This window comes from Zobellia galactanivorans (genome assembly GCF_000973105.1).
Lineage (GTDB): Bacteria > Bacteroidota > Bacteroidia > Flavobacteriales > Flavobacteriaceae > Zobellia > Zobellia galactanivorans.
Genome location: NC_015844.1, coordinates 784,159 through 809,538 on the forward strand (window position 1 = coordinate 784,159; position 25,380 = coordinate 809,538).

General features: G+C 42.7%; 14 protein-coding genes and 1 tRNA gene. 1 reads left to right on the forward strand and 14 read right to left on the reverse strand.

Annotated features, from left to right (window positions below; genetic code table 11):
• Positions 1 to 128: 128 nt before the first annotated feature.
• The 4 genes from ZOBGAL_RS02955 to ZOBGAL_RS02970 all read right to left on the reverse strand — a co-directional run bounded on the left by ZOBGAL_RS02955 (position 129) and on the right by ZOBGAL_RS02970 (position 11,619).
• The gene (locus ZOBGAL_RS02955) at positions 129 to 4,628 is read right to left on the reverse strand and encodes a Calx-beta domain-containing protein (RefSeq protein ID WP_013992019.1); all 4,500 of its coding nucleotides are present in this window, start codon (positions 4,626 to 4,628) and stop codon (positions 129 to 131) included.
• Positions 4,629 to 4,912: 284 nt separating this feature from the next.
• Positions 4,913 to 6,853: an OmpA family protein gene (locus ZOBGAL_RS02960; protein ID WP_013992021.1), complete on the reverse strand. Its 1,941-nt coding sequence runs from the start codon at positions 6,851 to 6,853 to the stop codon at positions 4,913 to 4,915.
• A gap of 12 nt (positions 6,854 to 6,865) precedes the next feature.
• Positions 6,866 to 7,825 carry a PorP/SprF family type IX secretion system membrane protein gene (locus ZOBGAL_RS02965; protein ID WP_013992022.1) on the reverse strand — a complete coding sequence of 320 codons (960 nt, stop codon included), beginning with the start codon at positions 7,823 to 7,825 and terminating at the stop codon, positions 6,866 to 6,868.
• A gap of 14 nt (positions 7,826 to 7,839) precedes the next feature.
• The gene (locus tag ZOBGAL_RS02970; protein WP_013992023.1) at positions 7,840 to 11,619 is read right to left on the reverse strand and encodes a gliding motility-associated C-terminal domain-containing protein; all 3,780 of its coding nucleotides are present in this window, start codon (positions 11,617 to 11,619) and stop codon (positions 7,840 to 7,842) included.
• Positions 11,620 to 12,018: 399 nt separating this feature from the next.
• On the opposite strand from ZOBGAL_RS02970, the gene ZOBGAL_RS02975 reads away from it, so the two are divergent.
• Positions 12,019 to 13,608 (forward strand): peptide chain release factor 3, encoded by a 1,590-nt coding sequence (locus ZOBGAL_RS02975; RefSeq protein ID WP_013992024.1) that lies wholly within the window; start codon positions 12,019 to 12,021, stop codon positions 13,606 to 13,608.
• Between the two features lie 57 nt (positions 13,609 to 13,665).
• On the opposite strand, the gene ZOBGAL_RS02980 is transcribed toward ZOBGAL_RS02975, so the two are convergent.
• The 10 genes from ZOBGAL_RS02980 to ZOBGAL_RS03025 all read right to left on the reverse strand — a co-directional run bounded on the left by ZOBGAL_RS02980 (position 13,666) and on the right by ZOBGAL_RS03025 (position 25,371).
• The gene (locus ZOBGAL_RS02980) at positions 13,666 to 13,977 is read right to left on the reverse strand and encodes a DUF3467 domain-containing protein (protein WP_013992025.1); all 312 of its coding nucleotides are present in this window, start codon (positions 13,975 to 13,977) and stop codon (positions 13,666 to 13,668) included.
• Between the two features lie 53 nt (positions 13,978 to 14,030).
• Positions 14,031 to 18,329, reverse strand: coding sequence for a DNA-directed RNA polymerase subunit beta' (gene rpoC / locus ZOBGAL_RS02985; protein WP_013992026.1), 4,299 nt, complete (start codon positions 18,327 to 18,329; stop codon positions 14,031 to 14,033).
• Between the two features lie 54 nt (positions 18,330 to 18,383).
• A complete protein-coding gene (rpoB, locus tag ZOBGAL_RS02990) occupies positions 18,384 to 22,193 on the reverse strand; it encodes a DNA-directed RNA polymerase subunit beta (RefSeq protein WP_013992027.1) in 3,810 nt (1,269 codons plus the stop codon).
• Positions 22,194 to 22,337: 144 nt separating this feature from the next.
• Positions 22,338 to 22,736 (reverse strand): 50S ribosomal protein L7/L12, encoded by a 399-nt coding sequence (gene rplL, locus ZOBGAL_RS02995; RefSeq protein ID WP_353939145.1) that lies wholly within the window; start codon positions 22,734 to 22,736, stop codon positions 22,338 to 22,340.
• A 32-nt stretch (positions 22,737 to 22,768) separates the two neighbouring features.
• Positions 22,769 to 23,284, reverse strand: a complete 516-nt coding sequence (rplJ, locus tag ZOBGAL_RS03000) for a 50S ribosomal protein L10 (protein WP_013992029.1) — start codon at positions 23,282 to 23,284, stop codon at positions 22,769 to 22,771.
• Between the two features lie 28 nt (positions 23,285 to 23,312).
• Positions 23,313 to 24,002, reverse strand: a complete 690-nt coding sequence (rplA, locus tag ZOBGAL_RS03005) for a 50S ribosomal protein L1 (RefSeq protein WP_013992030.1) — start codon at positions 24,000 to 24,002, stop codon at positions 23,313 to 23,315.
• Positions 24,003 to 24,022: 20 nt separating this feature from the next.
• The gene (gene rplK / locus ZOBGAL_RS03010; protein ID WP_013992031.1) at positions 24,023 to 24,460 is read right to left on the reverse strand and encodes a 50S ribosomal protein L11; all 438 of its coding nucleotides are present in this window, start codon (positions 24,458 to 24,460) and stop codon (positions 24,023 to 24,025) included.
• Positions 24,461 to 24,527: 67 nt separating this feature from the next.
• Positions 24,528 to 25,079, reverse strand: a complete 552-nt coding sequence (gene nusG / locus ZOBGAL_RS03015; RefSeq protein ID WP_013992032.1) for a transcription termination/antitermination protein NusG — start codon at positions 25,077 to 25,079, stop codon at positions 24,528 to 24,530.
• A 9-nt stretch (positions 25,080 to 25,088) separates the two neighbouring features.
• Positions 25,089 to 25,277 (reverse strand): preprotein translocase subunit SecE, encoded by a 189-nt coding sequence (secE, locus tag ZOBGAL_RS03020; RefSeq protein ID WP_046287312.1) that lies wholly within the window; start codon positions 25,275 to 25,277, stop codon positions 25,089 to 25,091.
• A gap of 21 nt (positions 25,278 to 25,298) precedes the next feature.
• Positions 25,299 to 25,371, reverse strand: a tRNA-Trp gene (locus ZOBGAL_RS03025).
• Between the last annotated feature and the right edge of the window lie 9 nt (positions 25,372 to 25,380).

Sequence of the window (25,380 nt, forward strand, 5' to 3'; positions counted from 1 at the left end):
TCTTGAAAATGGATCAAATAGTTTGTATTTACATCTTTTTTTGACCCCAAAATAAGGCGCAAAAAAGTATCGAAAACCAACTTTGAAAGATTAATGATCCATCCCTAACCGAAAGCGAGAACAAGCTGTTAATTCTTCTTTACCCGGTAGGTTATTCTACGGTTTGTAATTACGGTATACGCTTTAACAATGCTTAGGGGAGAAAACTCAGAAGTAGTATTGGCCAAGGTAGCCGTTGTAGTTACCGATTTTCCTAGGCTAATACCTGGCGGAGCAGGTATACTGAACTTAAACTTATTGGTGTTATCGGTATTATTGTCATCATCGGTATAGGTCGTAACCTGTGAATCGGTGTCTATCGGGCCACCTTCGACCATAGTGGCAAGATATATTTGTCCTTCACCATAATCGTATGTCATTCCCAACTTATTATCTCCAATGGCGGCAGACCCCTCATTAATGTCGGTTGCAAACAGTTCTAAAGTTGCCCCTGGCCTTGACCATCCTTCAATGACAAGATTGGTTCCGGAAAGATAAGCCCCAGTGATTATCGGAAAATTTAGAAGTCCATTAGGGCCATTATCGGTATCACCTGAATCGTTAATAGTGACCCCATCTCCCATACTGTCGGATGCATCTAAATCGATACCTAATGCCGGACTAGCGGTTCCATTCGCATAAATAGCGTTTCTAGAAATTAGGTTGCCCGAGGTATTCCCCCCTCCAAGAACAACACCGGCGCCTCCATTTGAAGCGATTATATTCTGGGTCAGGGTAGAATTGCTTCCATCGAGACGAATGCCGGCATTGGCATCATCTCCGGTACACTTACCACCGTCTTGGCCTGAATTTACTATTGTATTTTCCGTAATCGTGAGTCCACCCGAAATTCCTTCGCCATCAATTCCTAAGGAAGCTGCCTTATCTATTAAATTCTGTTGGATCAAAATACCCGATCCCCCACTTACTTTTATATTATCAAAACACGCATTGCTTCCATTATCGGTTATATGGTTGTTTTGAATAACGGTAGACGTTCCTCCGTTGACCAAAATACCCTCATCAGTGTTTCTTGCAATGTAGTTGCCCTCTATGGTCGTTATACCACCTGTAACTTCTACCCCATAATCAATATCACCAGATGCATTACCAAGGGCATTGACTCCTAATAAGTTATGCGATACGGTAGCCGAACCACCTTCAACCTTTACTCCGGCATTATCACCCGCACGAACGGCAATATTACGTACTTCCACATTGGTGCCATTCAATTGGAGGACATCGCCATTTGCGCTATAAAGTTCAATTTCAGGTCTATCGAAATCAGGTAAAATGGTATTCGAAACGCCAACCCCTGTTCCCCCGGAACCTACGGTTCCCGCATTGGTATTTCCCGAATAAGCCGTTTGCGTACGACCGTCGATAACCGTATTCGTACCGGATACAATAGGAAATTCATTGGGATTTGACATGGTAATATTGAAATATCCGTTAGCAAAATTAGTGTCGGCCGTTCTGCCCAAGGGATCTCCGGTAGTGGGTATCATAAAAATTGAGGTATCTTCACCAGCTCCCGGATCAAATAGACCATTAGCTTCAATATCTAAGCCTACTTCACCTATACCATTGGAATTCTTAATAAATTGGGTCAATGAACCTTGTCCGGTTTCATTGGTATTCACAATGGTATTGAAGTTGAAGCCGAAATCGATTCCCACGACACCATTACCTGCCACTTCAACCGGTGATATACTCTGTGCATTGTTAAAAACACCTAGCGATACATCTTGCCCTGCTTTTGGGTCGGCCCCACCAACCTCATTAATGACATCTACAATACTGCTAGAAACGACTTCGGTCCTATAAGTCTGTACCGGATAACAATTCGAGCAATTGGCCCCATTGTCCCTTGTGGACCTTACCGTCGAACTTACCACTTTTACAAAGTAGTCACCATCGGCCATCCCCCCGAACGAGTAATTCCCGTTCGCCTCGGTATTTTTTCTTTGGATGAAGTTGCCCGAGGAATCGAAGAGTTCTACGATTGCCCCCGAAATTCCTATCCCGCCCGTAGTCAATTGGTTTCGACCCGGACCTCCAGGATAATTAACATCCTCAAAAACACGTCCTGCAATCAAATTTGATGGAACTTTTAAGACTACAGCTGCGGAAATAACAAAATCTTGACCTACATCTACGTTGGCCGTTACCTCACTATCCGCAGTTTGAATAAATGAGGAGATATCATAGGTATCTAAATCTACACCATAGGTACTGGCATTATTATAAACGGGTGGCCCTACAGTGTTATCGTAAATTGTAGAATTATAAGAGTTATTACCGGTTTGGCCACCATCGCCCGTAAGTATAAAGTTTTGGTTACGCTGGTTGGTAATGGACAGTTCTTCCGGGTTGGTAGAACCCGAACTTGAACCATTAAGATCCGGATCGCCTTCCCATGATAAGAAAGAAGCTTTAGCTCCAGTGCCAGAAATGGCATAAAACGAATCTAAGGTAAATGAGTTACCGTCATTACTTAATCCGTCAAAACCTTGATATAAGTTAATGTTTACGGCCGGCAAGGAACGGTCTTCATAAAACACCATTAGCGCCCAGCCCCCTAACACCGTACTTGTAGTACAATATTCTCCCGTATTATTAATCGTAAGACCACTAAAATCGAAGACGTTGCCCGATAAATTAGATATACCTTGAACAATTGTGGTTACATCACTCACATACCCAAAAAAGTTTCTGTTACCCAACGAAGTTTGATACAAAAAATTAGCCGATACACTCTGTCCTTCAAAGATTACATCGGGATCCCGTACCGTACTAGAATGCGACCAATACAAATAAGCCCGTTCTACTGACGCCGTTGCCGGAACAGGGGATACCAAACTATTGGACGACGATGTAGTAACCGCACAAGGACTAGCCCCATTAGGACTGGTACGCAACGTACCTCCCGTGGTGGTATAATCGTAATACCCATCAAATTCTTGAAACAAGGTCAAAGGGTCATTTGCCAAGATTTGTGAGTTGATGGTACCTTTCCCTTTTTCATTATAGTTCACTACGGCATACTGAGCATTGGCTCCGGTAAACTCTATATCAAAATCCTCGGCATATTCGGGTACACCATCATTGGCTATTGGCACCGATATGGTCTGAATATTGTTCAGCTCTCCCGTAAAAGTCAATGTGCCGGAGCTTGCGGTATAATCGCTTCCTGCCAAGGCAAGTCCGTCCACGGTCCTAAAATCGACCGTAAAAGGAACTTCTACGAATCCAAACAAGAAAATGTTTCTTCCATGGGCCGCTCGTGTCGACCTTACCGTAAATACGGCATTACCTACATCTTCATCAAAAGTAATATCGTCAATTACAATAATCGGTCCGTCTGGAAAACAATTGATTTCAGCTTCCCAACCAGCTCCCGTATTGCTTCCATTGGAAACAAACCTAAAAGTTAAGCATCCTGATGAATGGGAAGAGTTAATACTCGTAGGAACGTTAGCACTATCGTACTGCCCTATTAGCGTTCCACTCGTATTCGAACCTTCATAAATGTAAAGAACATCACCGGAAACGATTTCAAAACTGGAAAAGTTGATATTAATGTACGTATCGGCCGTATCCGGACATATGGTATACGTCATATCTTGGTTATTGCCGTAATTTGAAAGTCCGCCCGGATCAAAAAAAGTATCACTACATGTGGTAGCATTACCCCCATTGGTCATAATTAAGGCGTCATCGTCTATAATAGTAGCCGTAGCCGTATCGCTAATGTCTATCTGGGAATCGGATGACAAGGTAAATTCCACCGTAAAATTTTCGGGATTCTCCATAGTTCCATCGTCAAGAATAGGAACAGTTATGGTTTCGGTATCACCTGTAGATCCATTAAAGTTCAAAACACCTGTTCTAGAGGTGTAGTCGCTACCATCGATAGCGGAACCATTTACCGTTCGATAATTTAAAGTATATGGCGCCGTGGCATTTGCCCCTGTATGTCTAACGATGAAAGTAGCATTACCGGCATCTTCATCTACCGTAACATCATCTATTTCAATTACAGGTAGTGGTGGCGGAAAAGTTGCCGTAATCAGAAAATTATCAATAAGGGCATAATCGTTATTACTCCAATTCGTTCCAGATTTTGCCAATCGAATGGTTGTGGTCGCCGAAATATAGCTTGAAATATCTCGACTGAAGGTCCCTGAAGTATTATTTCCACTAATCGTCCCCACTGTTGTATAAGACGCCCCGCCATTATTGGAAACCTCCACGCCGAGTGCCGCGCCTCCCGTAAGGCTTATGGCTCCATAAGTGAAACTTAGGGTTGCCGTTGCCGCACCATTTAAGTTGGCCGATCGACGTATGGTTTCCGACCAAATATAATAAAGCTCGAGCCGGTTAGTACTTATTCGAATATACTGACTTGCCGGTCCACCATTCGTGTCCCCTGTTTCGATCCAATCCGTACTAAAGTTGGAACTACCATTGTTGTTGGAGTAAGAAACACTGCTAAAATTGTCCCTATAGGTTTCTTGCGCGAACAGCTGTAACGAGAACAACATCGCTATAAAAATGTAGAAGTACCTTATGTTATTATGGAACATTTAATATATCTGTAAAGGGCCAAAACCATCCAAAAAGAATCGAATCAACCTAATAATCAAACAAATATACCGGTCTCTAGCCCGCTACTATCAAAATTGTTGTGAAGTAAAGAATTGGTAACACGTGAGGCCAGTTTTACAGTGTCTGTCGATTTTCAACATGGCCCATGAAGCTACATTAAGGCCTTTATCGACCAACTACCTTATGATAAAAACACGGGAATATCCATCAAAAAAGGCCGCTATTGGATAGCGGCCTTTTACAGTTGGTATATTTAATTGTTCTATTCGAGAATGATAAATTCGGAACGTCGGTTCAGCTCATGATCCTTATCGGAACATTTTACACCATTGGCGCATTTGTTTATGAGTTTGGTTTCCCCAAAACCTTCGCCTTCCAGTCGCTCTTTGGCAATACCCTTACTGATCATATAGTTGACCGTAGCTTCTGCCCTCTTTTGGGAAAGCCATAGGTTGTACGAATCTTTCCCCCTACTATCGGTATGCGAGTTCACCTTGATTCTTAAACTCGAATACTTCTCCATGGCCGCAATAACTTTTTCCACTTCTATCTCCGAATCTTTTCGAATATTGTACTTATCGAAGTCAAAATAGATGGTACTAAGTTGTAACAACTTGGCCAAATCATCTCCAAATCCGGCACTGATAGAGCTTCTTTCCAAGAAGAAATCGATAGTTTTAGGTGCTCCATCAGATTTTCCCAAGTATTCTTCGGAAGGTATATAACCTTCGGTCATTGCCCTTACAAAATTGCCCTGGGTACAATCTACGGTCAAATTATATTTACCTTCCGCATCGGTGATGGCAGACATAATTTCTTCGTTATTTTCATCAATAACCTTTACAGAAGCCCCAACCAAGGGCTCATTGGATATTTTATCCCTTACGACCCCAGATACAGCTTGTTCACAGTCGATAAGTAGTGGTTTAGTTTCAAGAAAAGCATAAATATCATCTGCTCCTTGACCTTCCGAGCGGTTTGAGGCGAAGTAACCTTCTCGGGTATCTTCGTCAAAGATGAACGTAAAATCGTCCATTCGGCCATTAACGGGCTCCCCTACATTCATTACGGTGCCATCGAACCTTCCATCGTCTATCTTCGTTGCAAAAATATCAAGACCACCCAGTCCTGGATGTCCATCGGAAGAGAAGTATAAAATATCCTTACTGGTTACAAAAGGAAAGGTTTCCCTAGCTTCCGTATTGATTACGTCCCCTAGATTTTCAGGCGTTCCATAGCTTCCATCTTCATTTATGGCTACCTTAAAAATATCGGACTCCCCAAATGAGCCGGGCATATCGGAAGCAAAATACAATGTTTTTTCATCAGCGCTCAATGTAGGATGCGCTATGGAATAATCATCGCTATTAAAAGGCAGTTCTTCTATATTAGACCAAAGCCCTTCTTCAGACATAACCGCCTTAAAGATCTTAAGACGAATGATTCCATTACCATCTTTTACATATTTACCTTCCTTATAATTGTTACGGGTAAAATAAAGTGTTTGACCATCTTTGGTAACTACCGATGTAGACTCGTGCAATCTCGTATTAAGTTGATCGCCCAACTTGGTTACGAATCCATTGGAGGCACTATCGGCATTAACTTTGTAAAGGTCTAAGAAGTCTTTTGAATTCCAGGTGTGACGGTAGCGCGCAAAGTTACCGGTATCCCTATCCGAAGAAAAGATGAGTCCCTTCTTGTAAAAAGACGGGGCAAACTCGGAGTAAGGTGAATTGTATTGAAATGGCAATACGTTGTACCTACCGGAATTTTTCTTGATATCGTTTAAATAGTCTTCTTCGCTTTTGTAGGTATTGGCCCTAACATCATCTGAAGTGACTTCTAGAAACTTCGCCATTATTACTTTGGAAGTTTCATAATCTTCTAAAGTCTTCAAGGTTTGGGCATACCTAAAGTAATACTCAGGACCCGTTTCGTCAGGATATTCATCTACCAGCCTTTTATAGGTATTGGCAGCATCTTCGTAATCTGCATTATAATAGTAGGAGTTCCCCAGTTTCTTTAATAAGTCTGCCGAAACATATCCGCGATCGAGCACTTTTTTGTAAATGTCGATAGCCGGACTAAAGGAGTACTCGTCATATTTTTCATTGGCTTTGGTTATTAATTTTTCTTGGGCAAAACCACTAACACCCATCAAAAAGACCAAAACAAATAGAATGTGTATTTTTTTTATCATAAGATATAAGGTTTAGAAGAAACGAGGAGAAACCAGTTTTTCAAAGGATTTCACCAATTCCCATCTTAGAAAAATTTCGAAAGACCCTGAGTTATATTGTGTACTGCCAAAGTCGGTTGTTTCTTTATCATAGGCCAAACCTAACATAATTTGGTCAGATATCTGAAATCCTGCCAAGGCACTTACTGCGGCATCCCATCTGTAAGCGGCTCCGAAGGAAAACTTTTCCGCAAAGAGGAAGTTGGCCGACACATCTACCTGAAGAGGTGCACCACCGACGACCTTTGTCAAAAGGGCCGGTTTGAACATGAGGTTATCGTTCAAATCAAATACGTAACCGGTAATCAAATAGAAGTTCACACGGTCTTTTGCCAAAAAGTCGATTTGATTGGCATCGGAATCGGCAGAATCAAAATGCTCTACCTCCAATAAATTGGGTGCGGAAAGACCGGCATAAAACTTATTGGTGTGATAATACATACCCAAACCAACGTTCGGGGAAAACTTGTTTTCAATATTATCCGTTCCTACGGCTTCTTCAAACCCTGGTCGCTGTCGTAATTGTTCAAAATCGAGGTTCAGGATGTTACCCCCCAATTTTAGGCCAAAAGATAGTTTTCCTTTAAGGGAAACATCGATTGAATAAGAAATCAATCCGTCTATATACGTTTCCTGAACGGTTCCTTCCCCTATTTTGTCGTTTACTACCGACAGGCCGTATCCCACATTACTATTTCGAATGGGAGAATGCAAGTTAATGGTAAAGGTTTCGGGCGAACCGTCTAAACCTACCCACTGTGACCTGTAAAGGCCCGCGATGCTGAGCTGCCCCCTAGAGCCCGCGTAGGCTGGGTTAACGCTCATCGTATTGAACATGTACTGAGTGTATTGGGCATCTTGCTGGGCGGAAGCCGTTTGACAATAGACCAACACCAAGAATAGGGCCGCTAGTAGCTTGTTTTTTATAATCATGCCTACTTTATAGATTATTTACTGATATAAATATAACCACTATCAGTTATATTCTGCTTGTTTACAGTGGAGTACTTAAAGATATAGAAATATACACCGGCAGGTAGATAGTCTGCACCACTTATAGTGGATCTTCCTTTTGACCTACCATCAAAAACATTGTTCTGGTTATTGTAATCTTCCCCTTCGTAAACTGCCACTCCCCATCGGTTGAATATCTTAAGGCTATTGTTCAATGCCTTATCGACATTTTCAATCCACAAGAATTCATTTTTACCATCTCCGTTAGGTGTTACCATTTGCATCACTACAATATCGGTATCCTCCTCTGGATCAAGATATGAAGGGATTCCATCACCATCGAGATCATCGTCGGTTGGATTACCGTTTCCATTTCCATCTTCGTCAGGAGTATCGATACCGTCACCATCATCATCAATATCACGGTAATTCACGTCTTCGGTACCATCGGTATCGGGAAGATCGTTTGCCGGATCGTCGATTTCATCATTGACATCAAAGCCATCGTTGACATCGCTTCCTTCGTAACCATCATCAAGTCCATCTCCATCCGTGTCAATACCTGTGTACGATTGGTCAGGGATACCATCAAAATTGAAATCGTTCCCTTCATTATTATCGAACACCAAATCATTATCACTATCAAGGTCAATATAATCTTCCGTATCCGCCCCATCGGTATTTACCGGTATCAATCCATCAGGATAGGCCGAGTTCAATCCATTATTGGCTTCGTAGGTTGCCGCATCGTCATTGTTCGGTGCAATGTAACCATCAGTGGTCTGGGCCTCTACGTTATCAGGAATACCATCATCGTCAGAGTCGATATCCAAATGGTTAGGTATGCCGTCACCATCCGTATCCAAAGGATTGGTCAAAGGATCGTTATCACCATCGGTATTAGGATCTTCTACAGTATCCAATATACCGTCATTATCGTCATCTAAGTCTACCCTATCCGGCACTCCGTCACCATCGGTATCGGTATCGTCAGGATTCGGATTGTTATCGGTAGGATCCAAGTAATTTGGCGTACCGTTTCCGTTACTATCGTCATTGGTCGGGTCTCCGTCTTGGTCCACATCTTCATCGGGAGTATCGATGCCGTCACCGTCATCGTCCAAATCACGATAGTTTACATCTTCGGTACCATCGGTATCGGGAAGATCGTTTGCAGGATCGTCGATTTCATCATTCACATCAAAGCCATCGTTGATATCGCTTCCTTCGTAACCATCATCCAATCCATCGCCATCGGCATCGTTTCCGGTATAGGTTTGATCAGGGATACCATCGAAATTGAAATCGTTACCCTCGTTGTTGTCGGGAACACTATCGTTATCACTGTCAAGGTCTATGTAATCTTCTGTATCAGCCCCATCGGTGTTCACAGGTGTTAACCCGCCAGGATAGGCCGAGTTCAATCCGTCGTTGGCCTCATAAGTTGCCGCATCGTCATCGTTCGGTGCAATGTAACCATCAGTGGTCTGGGCCTCTACGTTATCAGGAATACCATCATCGTCAGAGTCGATATCCAAATGGTTAGGTATGCCGTCTCCATCCGTATCCAAAGGATTCGTCAAAGGATCGTCATCCCCATCGGTATTAGGGTCTTCCTCGGTATCTAAAATACCATCGTTATCATCATCCAAATCGGTAGAATCAGGTACACCGTCACCATCGGTATCCGTGAGGGTGTCATCGGTAGGATCCAAGTAATTTGGCGTATCGTCATTATCGGTATCGTCATTGGTCGGGTCTCCGTCTTGGTCCACATCTTCATCGGGAGTATCGATGCCGTCACCGTCATCGTCCAAATCACGATAGTTTACATCTTCGGTACCATCGGTATCGGGAAGATCATTTGCAGGATCATCGATTTCATCATTCACATCAAAGCCATCGTTGATATCGCTTCCTTCGTAACCATCATCCAATCCATCGCCATCGGCATCGTTTCCGGTATAGTTTTGATCAGGGATACCATCGAAATTGAAATCGTTACCCTCGTTGTTGTCGGGAACACTATCGTTATCACTGTCAAGGTCTATGTAATCTTCTGTATCAGCCCCATCGGTGTTCACAGGTGTTAACCCGCCAGGATAGGCCGAGTTCAATCCGTCGTTGGCCTCATAAGTTGCCGCATCGTCATCGTTCGGTGCAATGTAACCATCAGTGGTCTGGGCCTCTACGTTATCAGGAATACCATCATCGTCAGAGTCGATATCCAAATGGTTAGGTATGCCGTCTCCATCCGTATCCAAAGGATTCGTCAAAGGATCGTCATCCCCATCGGTATTAGGGTCTTCCTCGGTATCTAAAATACCATCGTTATCATCATCCAAATCGGTAGAATCAGGTACACCGTCACCATCGGTATCCGTGGGGGTGTCATCGGTAGGATCCAAGTAATTTGGCGTATCGTCATTATCGGTATCGTCATTGGTCGGGTCTCCGTCTTGGTCCACATCTTCATCGGGAGTATCGATGCCGTCACCGTCATCGTCCAAATCACGATAGTTTACATCTTCGGTACCATCGGTATCGGGAAGATCGTTTGCAGGATCATCGATTTCATCATTCACATCAAAGCCATCGTTGATATCGCTTCCTTCGTAACCATCATCCAATCCATCGCCATCGGCATCGTTTCCGGTATAGTTTTGATCAGGGATACCATCGAAATCGAAATCGTTACCCTCGTTGTTGTCGGGAACACTATCGTTATCACTGTCAAGGTCTATGTAATCTTGTGTATCCTCACCATCGGTGTTCACAGGTGTTAACCCGTCAGGATAGGCCGAGTTCAATCCGTCGTTGGCCTCATAAGTTGCCGCATCGTCATCGTTGGGCGCGATATAACCATCAGTGGTCTGGGCCTCTACGTTATCAGGAATACCATCATCGTCAGAGTCGATATCCAAATGGTTAGGTATGCCGTCTCCATCCGTATCCAAAGGATTCGTCAAAGGATCGTCATCCCCATCGGTATTAGGGTCTTCCTCGGTATCTAAAATACCATCGTTATCATCATCCAAATCGGTGGAATCAGGTACACCGTCACCATCGGTATCAGGACATACAACCGGAATTGCAGTTATACGGATTCCGTTTATCGGAAAATGGGAAGTCGTATAGAATTGGATTTCGTTAGCCAAACCTTGGGATTCCCAAACAAAACGTTCAGGGCCGGTAATAGGCGAAACTGTTGTATTTTCCACAAAATAATCATTGGTCTCGTTATCAGAGGTGATTCCTGCGGGAAGCGCCGTTGTCTGTACATACATAGCGTTATCAAGAGCAACAATACCATCCCTATGGTTTGCATCGACTCTAGCCGAATGCTCCGCTATCAGTTTTACAGGTACGGTACCCGAAAAGGAAAAGGTAACCGGAAGGCCTTGGTGCACCTCGAAGAGTCCGCCTGAATTTTTAGTGCTTGCCCCGGTTACGCTTACCAAAACACTACCAGCGGGAAGCCCCCACTTAGCACTTAAATCAACGTTCGTGGCAGATAGGCTACCATCGGTTACGCCATTGGCAAAACCAAAATCACCTGCCCTGATTTCTTCAGGATCTTCTTCGGCACACCCTGTAAGACTGTTTTCCAACACGAGAGTGGACTTTATTTTTTGAGCTTCTTTGCCATTGGCTCCCTCTACGGGGCCATTGTTGGCAAAAGAAGACCCCACACCCAAAATAGCAAGGGCGAAGGTATAGGTAACGGCCTTAAAAGCACCGTTCTTAAAATTTAATAGGGTAAAGTTTTCCATAAATGTTTAGTTTTATTAAACTAATCACCATGGCCTGCAGGTTTAAAACGTATGTAGTAAGAAGTTGGGATACTCCAATATGGATGCAAGATATATCTAATATTTAGATCTCCAAATTCTTTTGATTCCAGAAATTATGATTTATCCGCTAAAGACCTATATATTCGGTGAAGCGAGCACATCAAATCGGTTTGACGAACTTAGACTCCGACGAAACACGCTAGAAATCAAACATCAATAACAGCATATCGAATTTTTCCGTAGTTGGTCGACACACCACAATCTGCCCGTAAAAGGTTGATGGAACAAACTCCACATCAAAAAGAAGGACTTTATTTTTAAGCGCCGTTCCCCTCTAGATAAACTATAATTTAATGTATTTTTGCACAAATTTTCTTCATGAGTTTTAAAGAACAAATCCAACGACGTAGAACTTTCGGAATCATATCCCACCCCGATGCCGGTAAGACCACATTAACCGAAAAACTACTGTTGTTCGGAGGGGCCATTCAAGAGGCAGGTGCCGTTAAAAACAATAAAATAAAGAAAACGGCCACCAGTGACTTTATGGAAATAGAACGCCAAAGAGGTATTTCCGTTGCTACATCCGTACTCGCCTTTATATATAAGGACAAAAAAATAAACATACTTGATACGCCCGGGCACAAAGATTTTGCCGAAGATACATTTAGAACCCTGACCGCCGTAGATAGCGTCATCGTTGTAGTCGATGTTGCCAAAGGCGTTGAGGAACAAACCGAAAAACTGGTACAGGTATGCCGTATGCGCAACATACCGATGATCGTATTCATCAACAAATTGGACAGGGAAGGTAAAGACGCTTTCGACCTGCTCGACGATCTGGAACAAAAGCTTGGCCTATCGGTGACCCCTTTGAGTTTTCCGATCGGTATGGGTTATGATTTTAAAGGTATTTACAATATTTACGAGAAGAACATCAACCTCTTTAGTGGAGACAGCAAAAAAAATATTGAAGAAACCATTGCCTTTGATTCTTTGGAAAGTACCGAACTAGAAAACATTATCGGCAACAAGGCCGCCGAGGAATTGCGCGATAACCTCGATTTGGTCAATGGTGTTTACCCCCCTTTCGATAAAGAAAGTTATCTAAAAGGTCAGCAACAACCGGTTTTCTTTGGTTCTGCTTTGAACAATTTCGGAGTTCGCGAGTTATTGGATTGTTTCATTGAAATCGCCCCTTCCCCACGCGCCAAAAAAGCGGAAGAAAGACTGGTTGAGGCCAATGAAAAGGAAATGTCGGGTTTTGTATTCAAGATACACGCCAACATGGACCCCAAGCACAGGGACCGTTTGGCCTTTATAAAAATCGTATCGGGCACTTTTGAGCGAAACAAACCCTATCTACATGTGAGAAACGGGAAAAAAATGAAATTTTCGAGCCCAAATGCCTTTTTTGCCGAGAAAAAAGAGATTGTCGACATATCCTATCCCGGCGACATCGTGGGTCTACACGATACGGGCAACTTTAAGATCGGCGACACCCTAACCGAAGGGGAAGCCCTTCACTACAAGGGTATTCCTAGTTTTTCCCCTGAGCACTTTAGGTATATCAACAATGCCGACCCCATGAAATCAAAACAGCTTTACAAGGGTATCGACCAGCTGATGGATGAAGGTGTGGCGCAATTGTTTACCCTAGAACTAAACGGAAGACGCGTTATCGGTACCGTTGGCGCCCTACAGTTCGAAGTAATCCAATACCGCCTCGAACACGAGTATGGGGCGAAGTGCACTTATGAAAACTTCCCCGTTTACAAAGCCTGTTGGGTACAGGCCGAGGACCCAAAAAACGATGAGTTCAAGGAATTCAAAAGGGTAAAACAGAAATTTTTGGCGAAAGACAAGCGCGGTCAATTGGTATTCTTGGCCGATTCTCAATTCTCATTGCAGATGACGCAACAGAAATACCCAAGCGTTAAATTGCATTTTGTCTCCGAATTCGATTAAGAAAAGTACCGAACCAAAAAAAATGCCCTCTATTTGTAGAGGGCATTTTTTATGCGGTTAAGCTTCCCCTGTGGGACCGAAATTCATCGGAATAGGAGGTTGCTCATAATCTTTAATCGTTCCATGGGCGCTCTCAAAACGCTTCACGTTGTCATTTAATGCCTTCAAGAACTTCTTGGCATGTTGGGGCGTAAGCACAATACGGCTTTTCACCTTGGCCTTTGGCGCACCAGGCATCATACTAATGAAATCTACTACGAATTCAGAAACCGAATGATTGATAATAGCCAAATTGGAATAAATACCTTCGGCCGTTTTCTCATCAAGTTCAATATTGATCTGGTTCTGCTTTTGTTCTTTTTCGCTCATATGTAAAAAAAATAAACCCCCAATACAATGTATTGAGGGTTTGATATTTGAGTTTAAAATTTCAAGGCTTCCTTGCGGGCCATGATTTCATCGTACTCTTCCTTAGAGCCAACAATGATGTTCTCATAGTCGCGCATACCCGTACCTGCAGGTATCTTATGACCTACAATAACGTTTTCTTTCAAGCCTTCCAATGTATCTACCTTACCGCTTACGGCAGCTTCGTTCAATACTTTGGTCGTTTCTTGGAAAGATGCTGCAGATATAAACGATTTCGTCTGTAACGAAGCCCTTGTAATACCTTGCAATATTGGAGTAGCCGTAGCCGCAATCGCGTCTTTGGCCGTAACCAAGTTCTTATCGGAACGTTTCAAAACCGAATTCTCATCCCTTAGTTCACGGGCCGTAATAATTTGACCTGCCTTAAGGTTTACAGAATCACCTGGCTCAACAACCACCTTCTTACCGAAAATCTCATCATTTTCCTTGATGAAGTCATCTTTGTGAACCAATTGGTTCTCTAAGAATATAGTATCACCCGGATCTTGAATACGTACCTTACGCATCATCTGTCTTACAACAACCTCGAAGTGCTTATCGTTAATCTTCACACCCTGTAAACGATATACTTCCTGTACTTCGTTTACCAAGTACTGCTGAACGGCAGATGGCCCTTTGATCGCAAGAATATCCTCTGGTGTAATCGAACCATCCGATAGGGGCATACCTGCACGAACGTAATCGTTCTCTTGAACCAGAATCTGGTTTGAAAGTTTGACCAAATATTTCTTGACCTCGCCCAATTTAGATTCTATGATAATTTCACGGTTACCTCTTTTGATCTTACCGAAGGAAACAACACCGTCTATCTCAGACACTACGGCCGGGTTAGATGGGTTACGTGCTTCAAACAGTTCCGTTACCCTTGGAAGACCACCCGTAATATCACCCGCCTTAGCAGATTTACGTGGTATTTTCACAAGGATCTTACCTTCTTTAATCTTATCTCCATCATCTACCATGATGTGAGAACCAACAGGAAGGTTATAAGAACGCAAGGTTTCACCCTTATTGTTTTGAATCAAAAGTGTTGGAATCAACTTTTTGTTTCTAGATTCGGAAATCACCTTTTCTTGGAAACCGGTCTGTTCATCAATTTCAACTTGGTAGGTAATACCTTGCTCGATATTCTCGTAAGCAATCTTACCTGGGAACTCGGAAACAATAACACCGTTATAAGGATCCCAAGAACAAATAACATCGTCTTTAGATACAGAGGCACCGTTCTTGATGAACAATTGCGATCCGTAAGGAATGTTGTTCGTACTTAAGGTTATACCCGTTTTCTTGTCAACGATTTTGATCTCAGAAGTCCTTGAGATTACAATTTCGGCAGATTTGCCTTCACCGTCTTCTCCAGTAACCGTTCTTAAATCTTCTATTTCGGCTATACCATTAAATTTAGCCGTCAACTTGTTATCCTCGGAAATGTTACCTGCAATACCCCCCACGTGGAAAGTACGCAAAGTAAGCTGTGTACCAGGTTCACCGATCGATTGTGCCGCAACAACACCAACGGCCTCACCGCGTTGTACCATTTTGTTGGTAGAAAGGTTTCTACCGTAACATTTGGCACAAATACCCTTAGGCGCTTCACAAGTCAATGCCGAACGTACTTCTATTTTTTCAATAGGCGACTCTTCTATTCTCTTCACATCAGCCTCTAAAATATGCTGACCTGCTTTCAAGATAAGTTCTTCCGTTAACGGATTGTATACATCGTGTAAGGAAACCCTACCAAGAACGCGTTCCCCTAGAGATTCTACAACTTCTTCGTTTTTCTTCAAGGCCTCGACTTCAATACCTCTTAGGGTTTCACAATCCTCGATGTTAATAATAACATCTTGCGAAACATCCACCAAACGACGGGTCAAGTAACCTGCATCCGCCGTTTTAAGGGCCGTATCCGCAAGACCCTTACGGGCACCGTGAGTTGAGATAAAGTATTCAAGAATTGAAAGTCCCTCCTTAAAGTTCGATAAAATCGGGTTTTCAATAATTTCACCACCACCTGCGGTAGATTTCTTAGGCTTGGCCATCAAACCACGCATACCTGTCAACTGGCGAATCTGTTCCTTAGAACCCCTTGCACCGGAATCAAGCATCATATACACAGAGTTGAACCCTTGCTGATCTTCGCGAATACGCTTCATAGCAAGCTCGGTCAACATGGCGTTGGTCGATGTCCAAACATCAATTACCTGGTTGTAACGTTCATTATTGGTAATAAGACCCATGTTATAGTTGGCCATAATGCCATCTACCTGACCATTTGCGTCAGCAATCATTTCATGTTTCTCTTGAGGGATAATAATATCACCCAAACTAAATGATAGTCCACCTTTAAAAGCGAACTCATATCCCATAGTCTTGATCTTATCCAAGAAATCTGCTGTAGTCGGTACATCGGTCACGGCCAAAATCCCGCCAATAATATCCCTTAGGGATTTCTTGTTCAGTACGTCGTTGATATAACCCGCCTGTTCCGGAACTTCCATGTTGAACAACACCCTACCCACTGTAGTCGGTATGATCTTGTACACCAATTCTCCTTCTTCATTAAAATCTTTTGCCCTAACCTTGATACCTGCGTTCAAGTTTACCTTGCCTTCATTGAAAGCAATTTCAACTTCTTCCGCAGAATAGAAAGTAAGACCTTCTCCCGCAATCGGAACTTCAGGTGTAGATTTTCTCTCTTTGGTCATATAGTACAGACCCAATACCATATCCTGGGAAGGCACGGTAATAGGCGAACCATTTGCCGGGTTCAAGATGTTATGCGAAGCCAACATCAATAATTGGGCTTCAAGGATAGCCTCAGGGCCCAATGGAAGGTGAACCGCCATCTGGTCACCATCAAAATCCGCGTTAAACGCCGTACATACCAATGGGTGAAGACGAATCGCCTTACCTTCAATAAGTTTTGGCTGGAAGGCCTGGATACCCAAACGGTGCAATGTAGGGGCACGGTTCAACAGTACCGGATGTCCTTTCAATACATTCTCTAGGATATCCCAAACTACCGGCTCTTTTTTATCTATAATCTTCTTGGCCGACTTCACTGTTTTAACGATACCTCTTTCTATCAGTTTTCTGATTACAAAAGGTTTGTAAAGCTCAGCGGCCATATCTTTTGGAAGACCACATTCGAACAATTTCATTTCAGGTCCAACGACGATTACCGAACGTGCGGAATAATCAACACGTTTACCCAATAGGTTTTGACGGAAACGACCTTGCTTACCTTTCAATGAGTCGGAAAGTGACTTCAAGGGTCTGTTTGATTCGGTTTTCACCGCAGACGCTTTTCTTGTGTTATCGAAAAGAGAATCTACCGCTTCTTGAAGCATACGTTTCTCATTTCTAAGAATCACTTCAGGAGCCTTGATCTCTACCAATCTTTTCAAACGGTTGTTACGAATAATCACCCTTCTGTAAAGATCGTTCAAATCCGATGTAGCGAAACGACCACCATCTAGCGGCACCAATGGACGTAATTCTGGTGGGATCACCGGAATCACCTTCATAATCATCCACTCTGGTCTGTTTTCCCTATTTTCTTGAGATTCACGAAGCGCTTCAACAACTTGAAGTCTTTTTAGGGCCTCGGTCTTTCTTTGTTTGGAAGTCTCTGTATTGGCTTTGTGACGTAATTGGTACGACAAATCTTTTAAGTCGATACGGGCCAAAAGATCAATAAGACATTCCGCACCCATTTTAGCGATAAACTTGTTAGGGTCGGTATCTTCTAAATATTGATTCTCTACAGGAATAGACTCCAAAATCGTTAAGTACTCCTCTTCGGTCAAGAAATCCATTTTATTGATTTCTTCACCTTCAGGGCCTTTTGCGATACCTGGTTGAATTACTACGTAACGTTCGTAGTAAATGATCATATCCAACTTCTTCGATGGCAATCCCAAAAGGTAACCTATTTTATTAGGCAAAGAGCGGAAGTACCAGATGTGGGCCACGGGCACTACCAAATTGATATGCCCTACCCTATCCCTACGTACTTTCTTCTCGGTAACTTCAACACCACAACGGTCACAAACGATACCACGGTAGCGGATTCTCTTATACTTTCCACAGGCACATTCGTAATCCTTTACAGGACCGAAAATACGCTCACAGAAAAGACCGTCACGCTCAGGCTTATGCGTTCTGTAGTTGATAGTTTCAGGCTTGAGAACCTCTCCTCTCGACTCCGCCAGAATTGCTTCCGGTGAGGCCAATCCTATGGAAATTTTATCAAACCTTTTTATTGGATTATTATCTTTTATTCTAGCCATAATCTAATGGTGATACTAATTAAAATGTGTGTTCTTCAATCGCTACAATCGATTCTATTCTTCCAAACGGATATCTAAGCCCAAACCTTTAAGTTCGTGCATCAATACGTTGAAAGATTCCGGTAAACCGGGCTCTGGCATGGTTTCGCCTTTGACTATTGATTCATAGGTCTTGGCCCTTCCGATAACATCATCCGACTTAACGGTCAATATTTCACGAAGTGTGGCCGAAGCACCATAAGCTTCCAATGCCCAAACCTCCATCTCACCAAAACGCTGACCACCAAATTGTGCTTTACCACCTAATGGTTGTTGCGTAATCAATGAGTATGGCCCAATAGAACGTGCGTGCATCTTATCGTCTACCATGTGGCCTAGTTTCAACATATAGATCACACCAACGGTTGCCGGTTGATCAAAACGTTTACCGGTACCACCATCATAAAGGTAGGTATGACCGAATCTTGGTATACCCGCTTGATCGGTATATTCATTGATCTGATCCAAAGTGGCCCCATCGAAAATTGGGGTAGCATATTTTTTACCCAATTTAAGACCTGCCCAACCCAATACGGTTTCATAGATCTGACCGATGTTCATACGAGAAGGCACCCCTAACGGGTTCAACACGATATCCACAGGCGTTCCGTCTTCCAAGAACGGCATATCCTCTTGACGAACGATACGAGAAACGATACCTTTGTTTCCGTGACGTCCTGCCATTTTATCCCCTACTTTAAGCTTACGTTTTTTGGCAATATAAACCTTGGCCAATTTCATAATTCCGGCTGGCAATTCATCACCTACCGAAATCGTAAACTTATCCCTTCTTAGGTTACCCTGAAGGTCGTTCAACTTGATCTTATAGTTGTGGAGCAAATCGGCAACGGCTTCGTTCGTATCCTTATCCATGGTCCAGCTACCGCCTACCAAGTGAGCGAAATCATCAACCGCGTTCAACATTTTCAAGGTGTACTTCTTACCTTTTGGCAATACTTCCTCACCCAAATCGTTCAACACACCTTGCGATGTCTTACCATTGATCAAAGTAAAAAGCTTCTCGATCAAGATGTCTTTCAACTCTTGAAATTTCACTTCGTACTCCAATTCCAACTTGTTAAGCTCTTCCTTATCCTCAGAACGCTTACGCTTATCCTTAACTGATCGGGAGAACAGTTTTTTGTCGATAACCACACCACGCAATGAAGGCGATGCCTTTAAAGAAGCATCCTTAACGTCACCGGCTTTATCACCAAAAATGGCTCTAAGTAATTTCTCCTCTGGAGTCGGATCAGATTCCCCTTTAGGAGTAATCTTACCGATCAAGATATCACCAGGCTTCACTTCGGCCCCGATACGGATCATACCGTTCTCGTCCAAATCTTTGGTAGCCTCTTCAGATACGTTCGGAATATCATGGGTCAATTCCTCGGCACCTAATTTAGTATCCCTAACCTCTAAAGAATATTCATCTACGTGAATTGAGGTAAATATATCTTCGCGAACTACTTTCTCAGAAATTACGATCGCATCTTCAAAGTTGTATCCTTTCCAAGGCATAAAGGCAACAGTAAGGTTACGACCTAGGGCCAATTCACCTTTTTCCGTAGCATAGCCTTCACAAAGTACCTGACCTTTCTTAACCTTATCACCTCTTCTAACAATAGGTTTTAGGTTGATACTGGTACCTTGGTTGGTCTTTCTAAACTTGACCAAGTTGTAACTCTTCGAATCATCTTCAAAACTGACCAAACGCTCAGCATCGGTACGATCGTACTTTACAGTAATCATCTTAGCATCTACATACTCTATAGTACCATCACCTTCAGCGTTGATCAGTACCCTAGAATCGGATGCCACCTGACGCTCAAGACCAGTACCCACAATTGGGGACTGAGGCTTCAACAATGGCACGGCTTGGCGCATCATGTTTGAGCCCATCAGTGCACGGTTCGCATCATCATGCTCCAAGAAGGGAATAAGTGATGCCGAAATAGATGCAATCTGATTAGGAGCAACGTCAGTATAGTTTATTTCAATTGGATCTACTACCGGGAAATCGCCCTCTTCACGGGCAATAACCTTATCGGTATCGATCTGACCGTCTTCTTTCAACGGAATGTTCGCCTGGGCAATTTTCATTCCTTCCTCTTCTTCCGCACTTAGGTACACATACTCTTTTGTATTGACCTTGGCATTGTCAACCTTACGGTAAGGTGTTTCCAGGAAGCCCATAGGGTTTACCTTGGCAAAAACCGATAAGGAAGATATCAAACCAATGTTCGGACCTTCAGGAGTTTCAATAGGACAAAGTCTACCGTAGTGTGTATAGTGAACGTCACGAACCTCAAAACCGGCACGCTCTCTCGAAAGACCACCTGGCCCAAGTGCCGACAATCTTCGTTTGTGCGTAATCTCGGCCAATGGATTCGTTTGGTCCATAAATTGGGACAACTGGTTCGTTCCAAAGAATGAATTAATAACGGAAGACAAGGTCTTTGCATTAATCAAATCGATCGGGGTAAACACTTCGTTATCACGAACGTTCATACGCTCACGGATAGTTCTGGCCATACGGGCAAGACCTACGCCGAACTGAGATGACAATTGTTCACCAACAGTACGTACACGACGGTTCGAAAGGTGATCGATATCATCAATCTCCGCTTTGGAATTGATAAGTTCGATCAAATATTTAATAATAGTTATGATATCTTCCTTGGTCAACACCTGCTTGTCCATTCCAATATCCAACTGTAATTTCTTATTCATACGGTAACGCCCAACCTCACCTAGGTTGTAACGTTGATCCGAAAAGAACAGTTTATCGATAATACCACGAGCCGTTTCCTCATCGGGCGGTTCGGCATTACGCAATTGACGATAGATATGCTCTACCGCTTCTTTTTCAGAGTTGGTTGGATCCTTCTGAAGCGTATTGTGAATGATGGCATAGTCAGACTGCGCATTGTTCTCTTTATGAAGCAGGATAGTTTTCACGTCCGCATCCAAGATTTCGGCAATATGATCTTTCTCCAACACGGTATCACGGTCAAGAATGATTTCGTTCCTTTCGATAGAAACAACCTCGCCCGTATCTTCATCAACAAAATCTTCGTGCCAAGTGTTCAATACCCTTGCAGCCAATTTACGGCCTAAAACTTTTTTAAGTCCCGCATTAGATACCTTCACCTCTTCAGAAAGGTCAAAAATCTCAAGAATATCTTTATCCCTTTCAAAACCGATGGCTCTAAAAAGGGTCGTTACGGGTAATTTCTTTTTACGGTCGATGTACGCATACATCACTCCGTTAATATCTGTAGCAAATTCGATCCACGAACCTTTGAACGGTATTACCCTGGCAGAATAAAGCTTAGTTCCATTCGCGTGAAATGACTGACCGAAGAAAACACCAGGAGAACGGTGTAACTGAGATACTACAACCCTTTCTGCACCGTTAATAACAAACGTACCACTGGGCGTCATATATGGAATGGTACCCAAATACACGTCTTGCACGATAGTTTCGAAATCTTCGTGCTCGGGATCGGTACAGTATAATTTTAATCGTGCCTTTAAGGGGACACTATAAGTAAGACCTCGCTCGATACATTCTTGTATCGAATATCTAGGCGGATCTATGAAGTAATCTAAAAATTCAAGTACGAACTGGTTTCTGGTGTCCGTAATAGGGAAGTTTTCCATGAAGGTGTTGTACAAGCCTTCATTGCCTCTTTCGTCAGATTTTGTCTCAAGCTGAAAAAAGTCTTGAAAAGATTTAATCTGAATGTCCAAGAAGTCCGGATAATCCGGCGTGTTCTTAGCGGATGCAAAATTTATTCTCTCAGTCTGTTGTGTGAACATCTATGGACAGTATTTTGAACGTGAATACTAAATTCGGGTCGTATACTTCTTCATATACGTGAATCTTACTTGTATAAAAAGGCTTAGGTCTAGCTCCGCCGGGGGCGAAAAAAGACCTAAACCAAAGTACTATGGTTGCTGATACTATTTAAGCTCAACTTCCGCTCCTGCTTCTTCCAAAGATTTTTTGATTCCTTCAGCTTCGTCTTTAGAAACACCTTCTTTTACAGCTTTAGGTGCGCTATCAACGATGTCTTTAGCATCTTTCAATCCAAGTCCGGTCAATTCTTTAACCAATTTAACAACTGCTAATTTAGAAGCACCTGCTGCTTTCAAGACTACGTCAAATTCTGACTGCTCTTCAGCGGCTTCGGCAGCTTCACCACCACCACCGGCGGCAACAGCAACTGCAGCAGCTGCAGGCTCGATACCGTATTCTTCTTTTAATATATCAGCCAACTCGTTTACCTCTTTTACGGTCAAGTTAACCAACTGTTCTGCGAAATCTTTTAAATCTGCCATTTTTCTATCGTTTAATAAAATTTTTAAAATATACTTAGTTTACTAGTGCGTACTTATCTTTCTGATAATGTCTTAAGAATGCCTGCCAGTTTACCACCACCAGATTTAAGTCCAGAAATAACGTTTTTGGCTGGGGATTGTAGCAATCCGATAACCTCGCCGATCATTTCTTCTTTAGACTTAATGCTTACGAGCGCATCTAAGTTTTCATCACCAATATATATAGCTTCCTCTACAAAAGCCCCTTTTAACAAAGGCTTCTCAGACTTCTTTCTGAAAGTCTTGATAAGCTTTGCGGGAGCATTCCCTACTTCTGAGAACATCAACGAAGTATTGCCCTTAAGCACTCCGGGAAGTTCACCGAATTCTTTTTCGGAAGCTTCCATTGCCTTAGCCAGCAATGTATTCTTGACTACCGCCAGTTTAACGTTTGCCTTGAAACAAGCTCTTCTCAAATCTGAGGTTTGCGTTGCATTCAATCCCGATATATCAGCTAAATAAATAGTACTGCTATCGGCCAACTGTGAAGTCAAATCCTGTATTACGTTTGCTTTTTCTTCTCTTGTCATACTGTAAATTTTGAACTACCCAGTTCGATTAAACTGTTTTTGGATCTAACTGAACACTTGGGCTCATGGTACTTGACATGAAAATACTTTTCATATAAACACCCTTAGCTGCAGCAGGCTTCATTTTCACTAAAGTATCTAACAACTCCTTGGCATTTTCAGCAATCTTGTCCGCAGAGAAAGAAGCTTTCCCTATAGCAGCGTGAACGATACCTGTTTTATCTACTTTAAAATCTATTTTACCAGCTTTTACATCGGATACCGCTTTTGCAACATCCATTGTAACTGTTCCCGTTTTTGGATTGGGCATAAGACCCCTTGGCCCTAATACTCGTCCTAAAGGACCTAGCTTACCCATAACACTTGGCATAGTGATGATAACATCAACATCTGTCCAACCGCCCTTGATTTTATCCAAATACTCATCTAACCCAACAAAATCAGCACCAGCTTCTGTCGCCTCTGCCTCTTTATCCGGGGTTACCAAAGCCAAAACCTTAACATCTTTACCCGTACCGTGAGGTAGTGTTACCACACCACGTACCATTTGGTTCGCTTTTCTTGGATCTACACCCAAGCGCACCGCCAAATCAACAGACGCATCAAATTTTGTATTGGTAATTTCTTTTACCAAAGCTGCACCTTCACTAACCGAGTAAAGCTTATCTTTCTCGATTTTAGCGTGGGCCTCTTTTTGTTTCTTAGTTAATTTTGCCATTTCAAATTGCTTTTAAGATTTTAGAAAGGTCGCTTACCTGCAACTTTAAGACCCATAGACCTAGCTGTACCGGCAATCATGCTCATTGCAGATTCTACCGTAAACGCATTAAGGTCAACCATTTTGTCTTCGGCAATTGCCTTAACTTGGTCCCAAGAAACACTACCTGACTTTACTCGGTTAGGTTCGCCTGATCCTTTTTTAATCTTAGCCGCTTCCAAAAGCTGAACTGCCGCTGGTGGTGTTTTAACGACGAAGTCAAACGACTTGTCTTTATACACGGTGATAACAACAGGCAATACCTTGCCCTGTTTGTCCTGCGTACGAGCATTGAACTGCTTACAGAACTCCATGATGTTAACGCCGGCAGCACCTAAGGCGGGTCCAACCGGTGGCGACGGATTCGCAGCACCTCCCCTAACTTGTAGTTTAACTACTTTACCTACTTCTTTTGCCATTGTTTAAAATTAAATTTAAGCTGTATTATTTTGGAAGCAACACAACTTTAAATATGTAACACTTAACTTATACTTTCTCTACTTGCATATAACTGAGCTCCAACGGTGTTTTTCTTCCGAAAATCTTAACCATCACCTCAAGCTTACGCTTCTCTTCGTTGATTTTCTCAACAGTACCGTTGAACCCGTTAAAAGGTCCATCAATAACTTTTACCGTTTCACCATGTGTAAATGGAATAGCTACCGTATCGGTATTAACCGCCAACTCATCAACCTTACCTAACATTCTGTTCACTTCGGCCTTTCTCAACGGAACAGGGTCACCCCCTTTTGTTTCGCCCAAAAAACCAATAACGTTCGTAATCGAACGTATAATATGAATCATTTCTCCACCAAGGTTGGCCTTAATCATTATATAACCAGGAAAATAAACCCTTTCCTTGTTAATCTTTTTTCCGTTACGAATCTGAATCACTTTTTCAGTAGGAACAAGAACATCTTCCAAATAATCGGAAAAACCATGACGCTCTACCTCACTCTCGATATAACCTTTGATCTTGTTCTCTTGACCACTGACCGCCCTCACTACATACCATTTCTTTTCCAATACTTCTGACATAGCGAACGACTAGTTTAATACGTTATCGAAATATAAGCGAACCAATTTACTGAATACCGTATCTACACCCCAAGTCGCCAAAGCGAACAAAATAGAGAAAACAGCCACAACAACCATTAAATTAGATGATTCGGCCCTCGGAGGCAAAGTAACATTGTTACGAAGCTCCTCTATAGATTCTTTTATATACGTTAACATAATGATTCTTACTTAAATTCGCACGGGAGGAGAGACTCGAACTCCCGACACCTGGTTTTGGAGACCAGTGCTCTACCAACTGAGCTACACCCGTTTATAATTG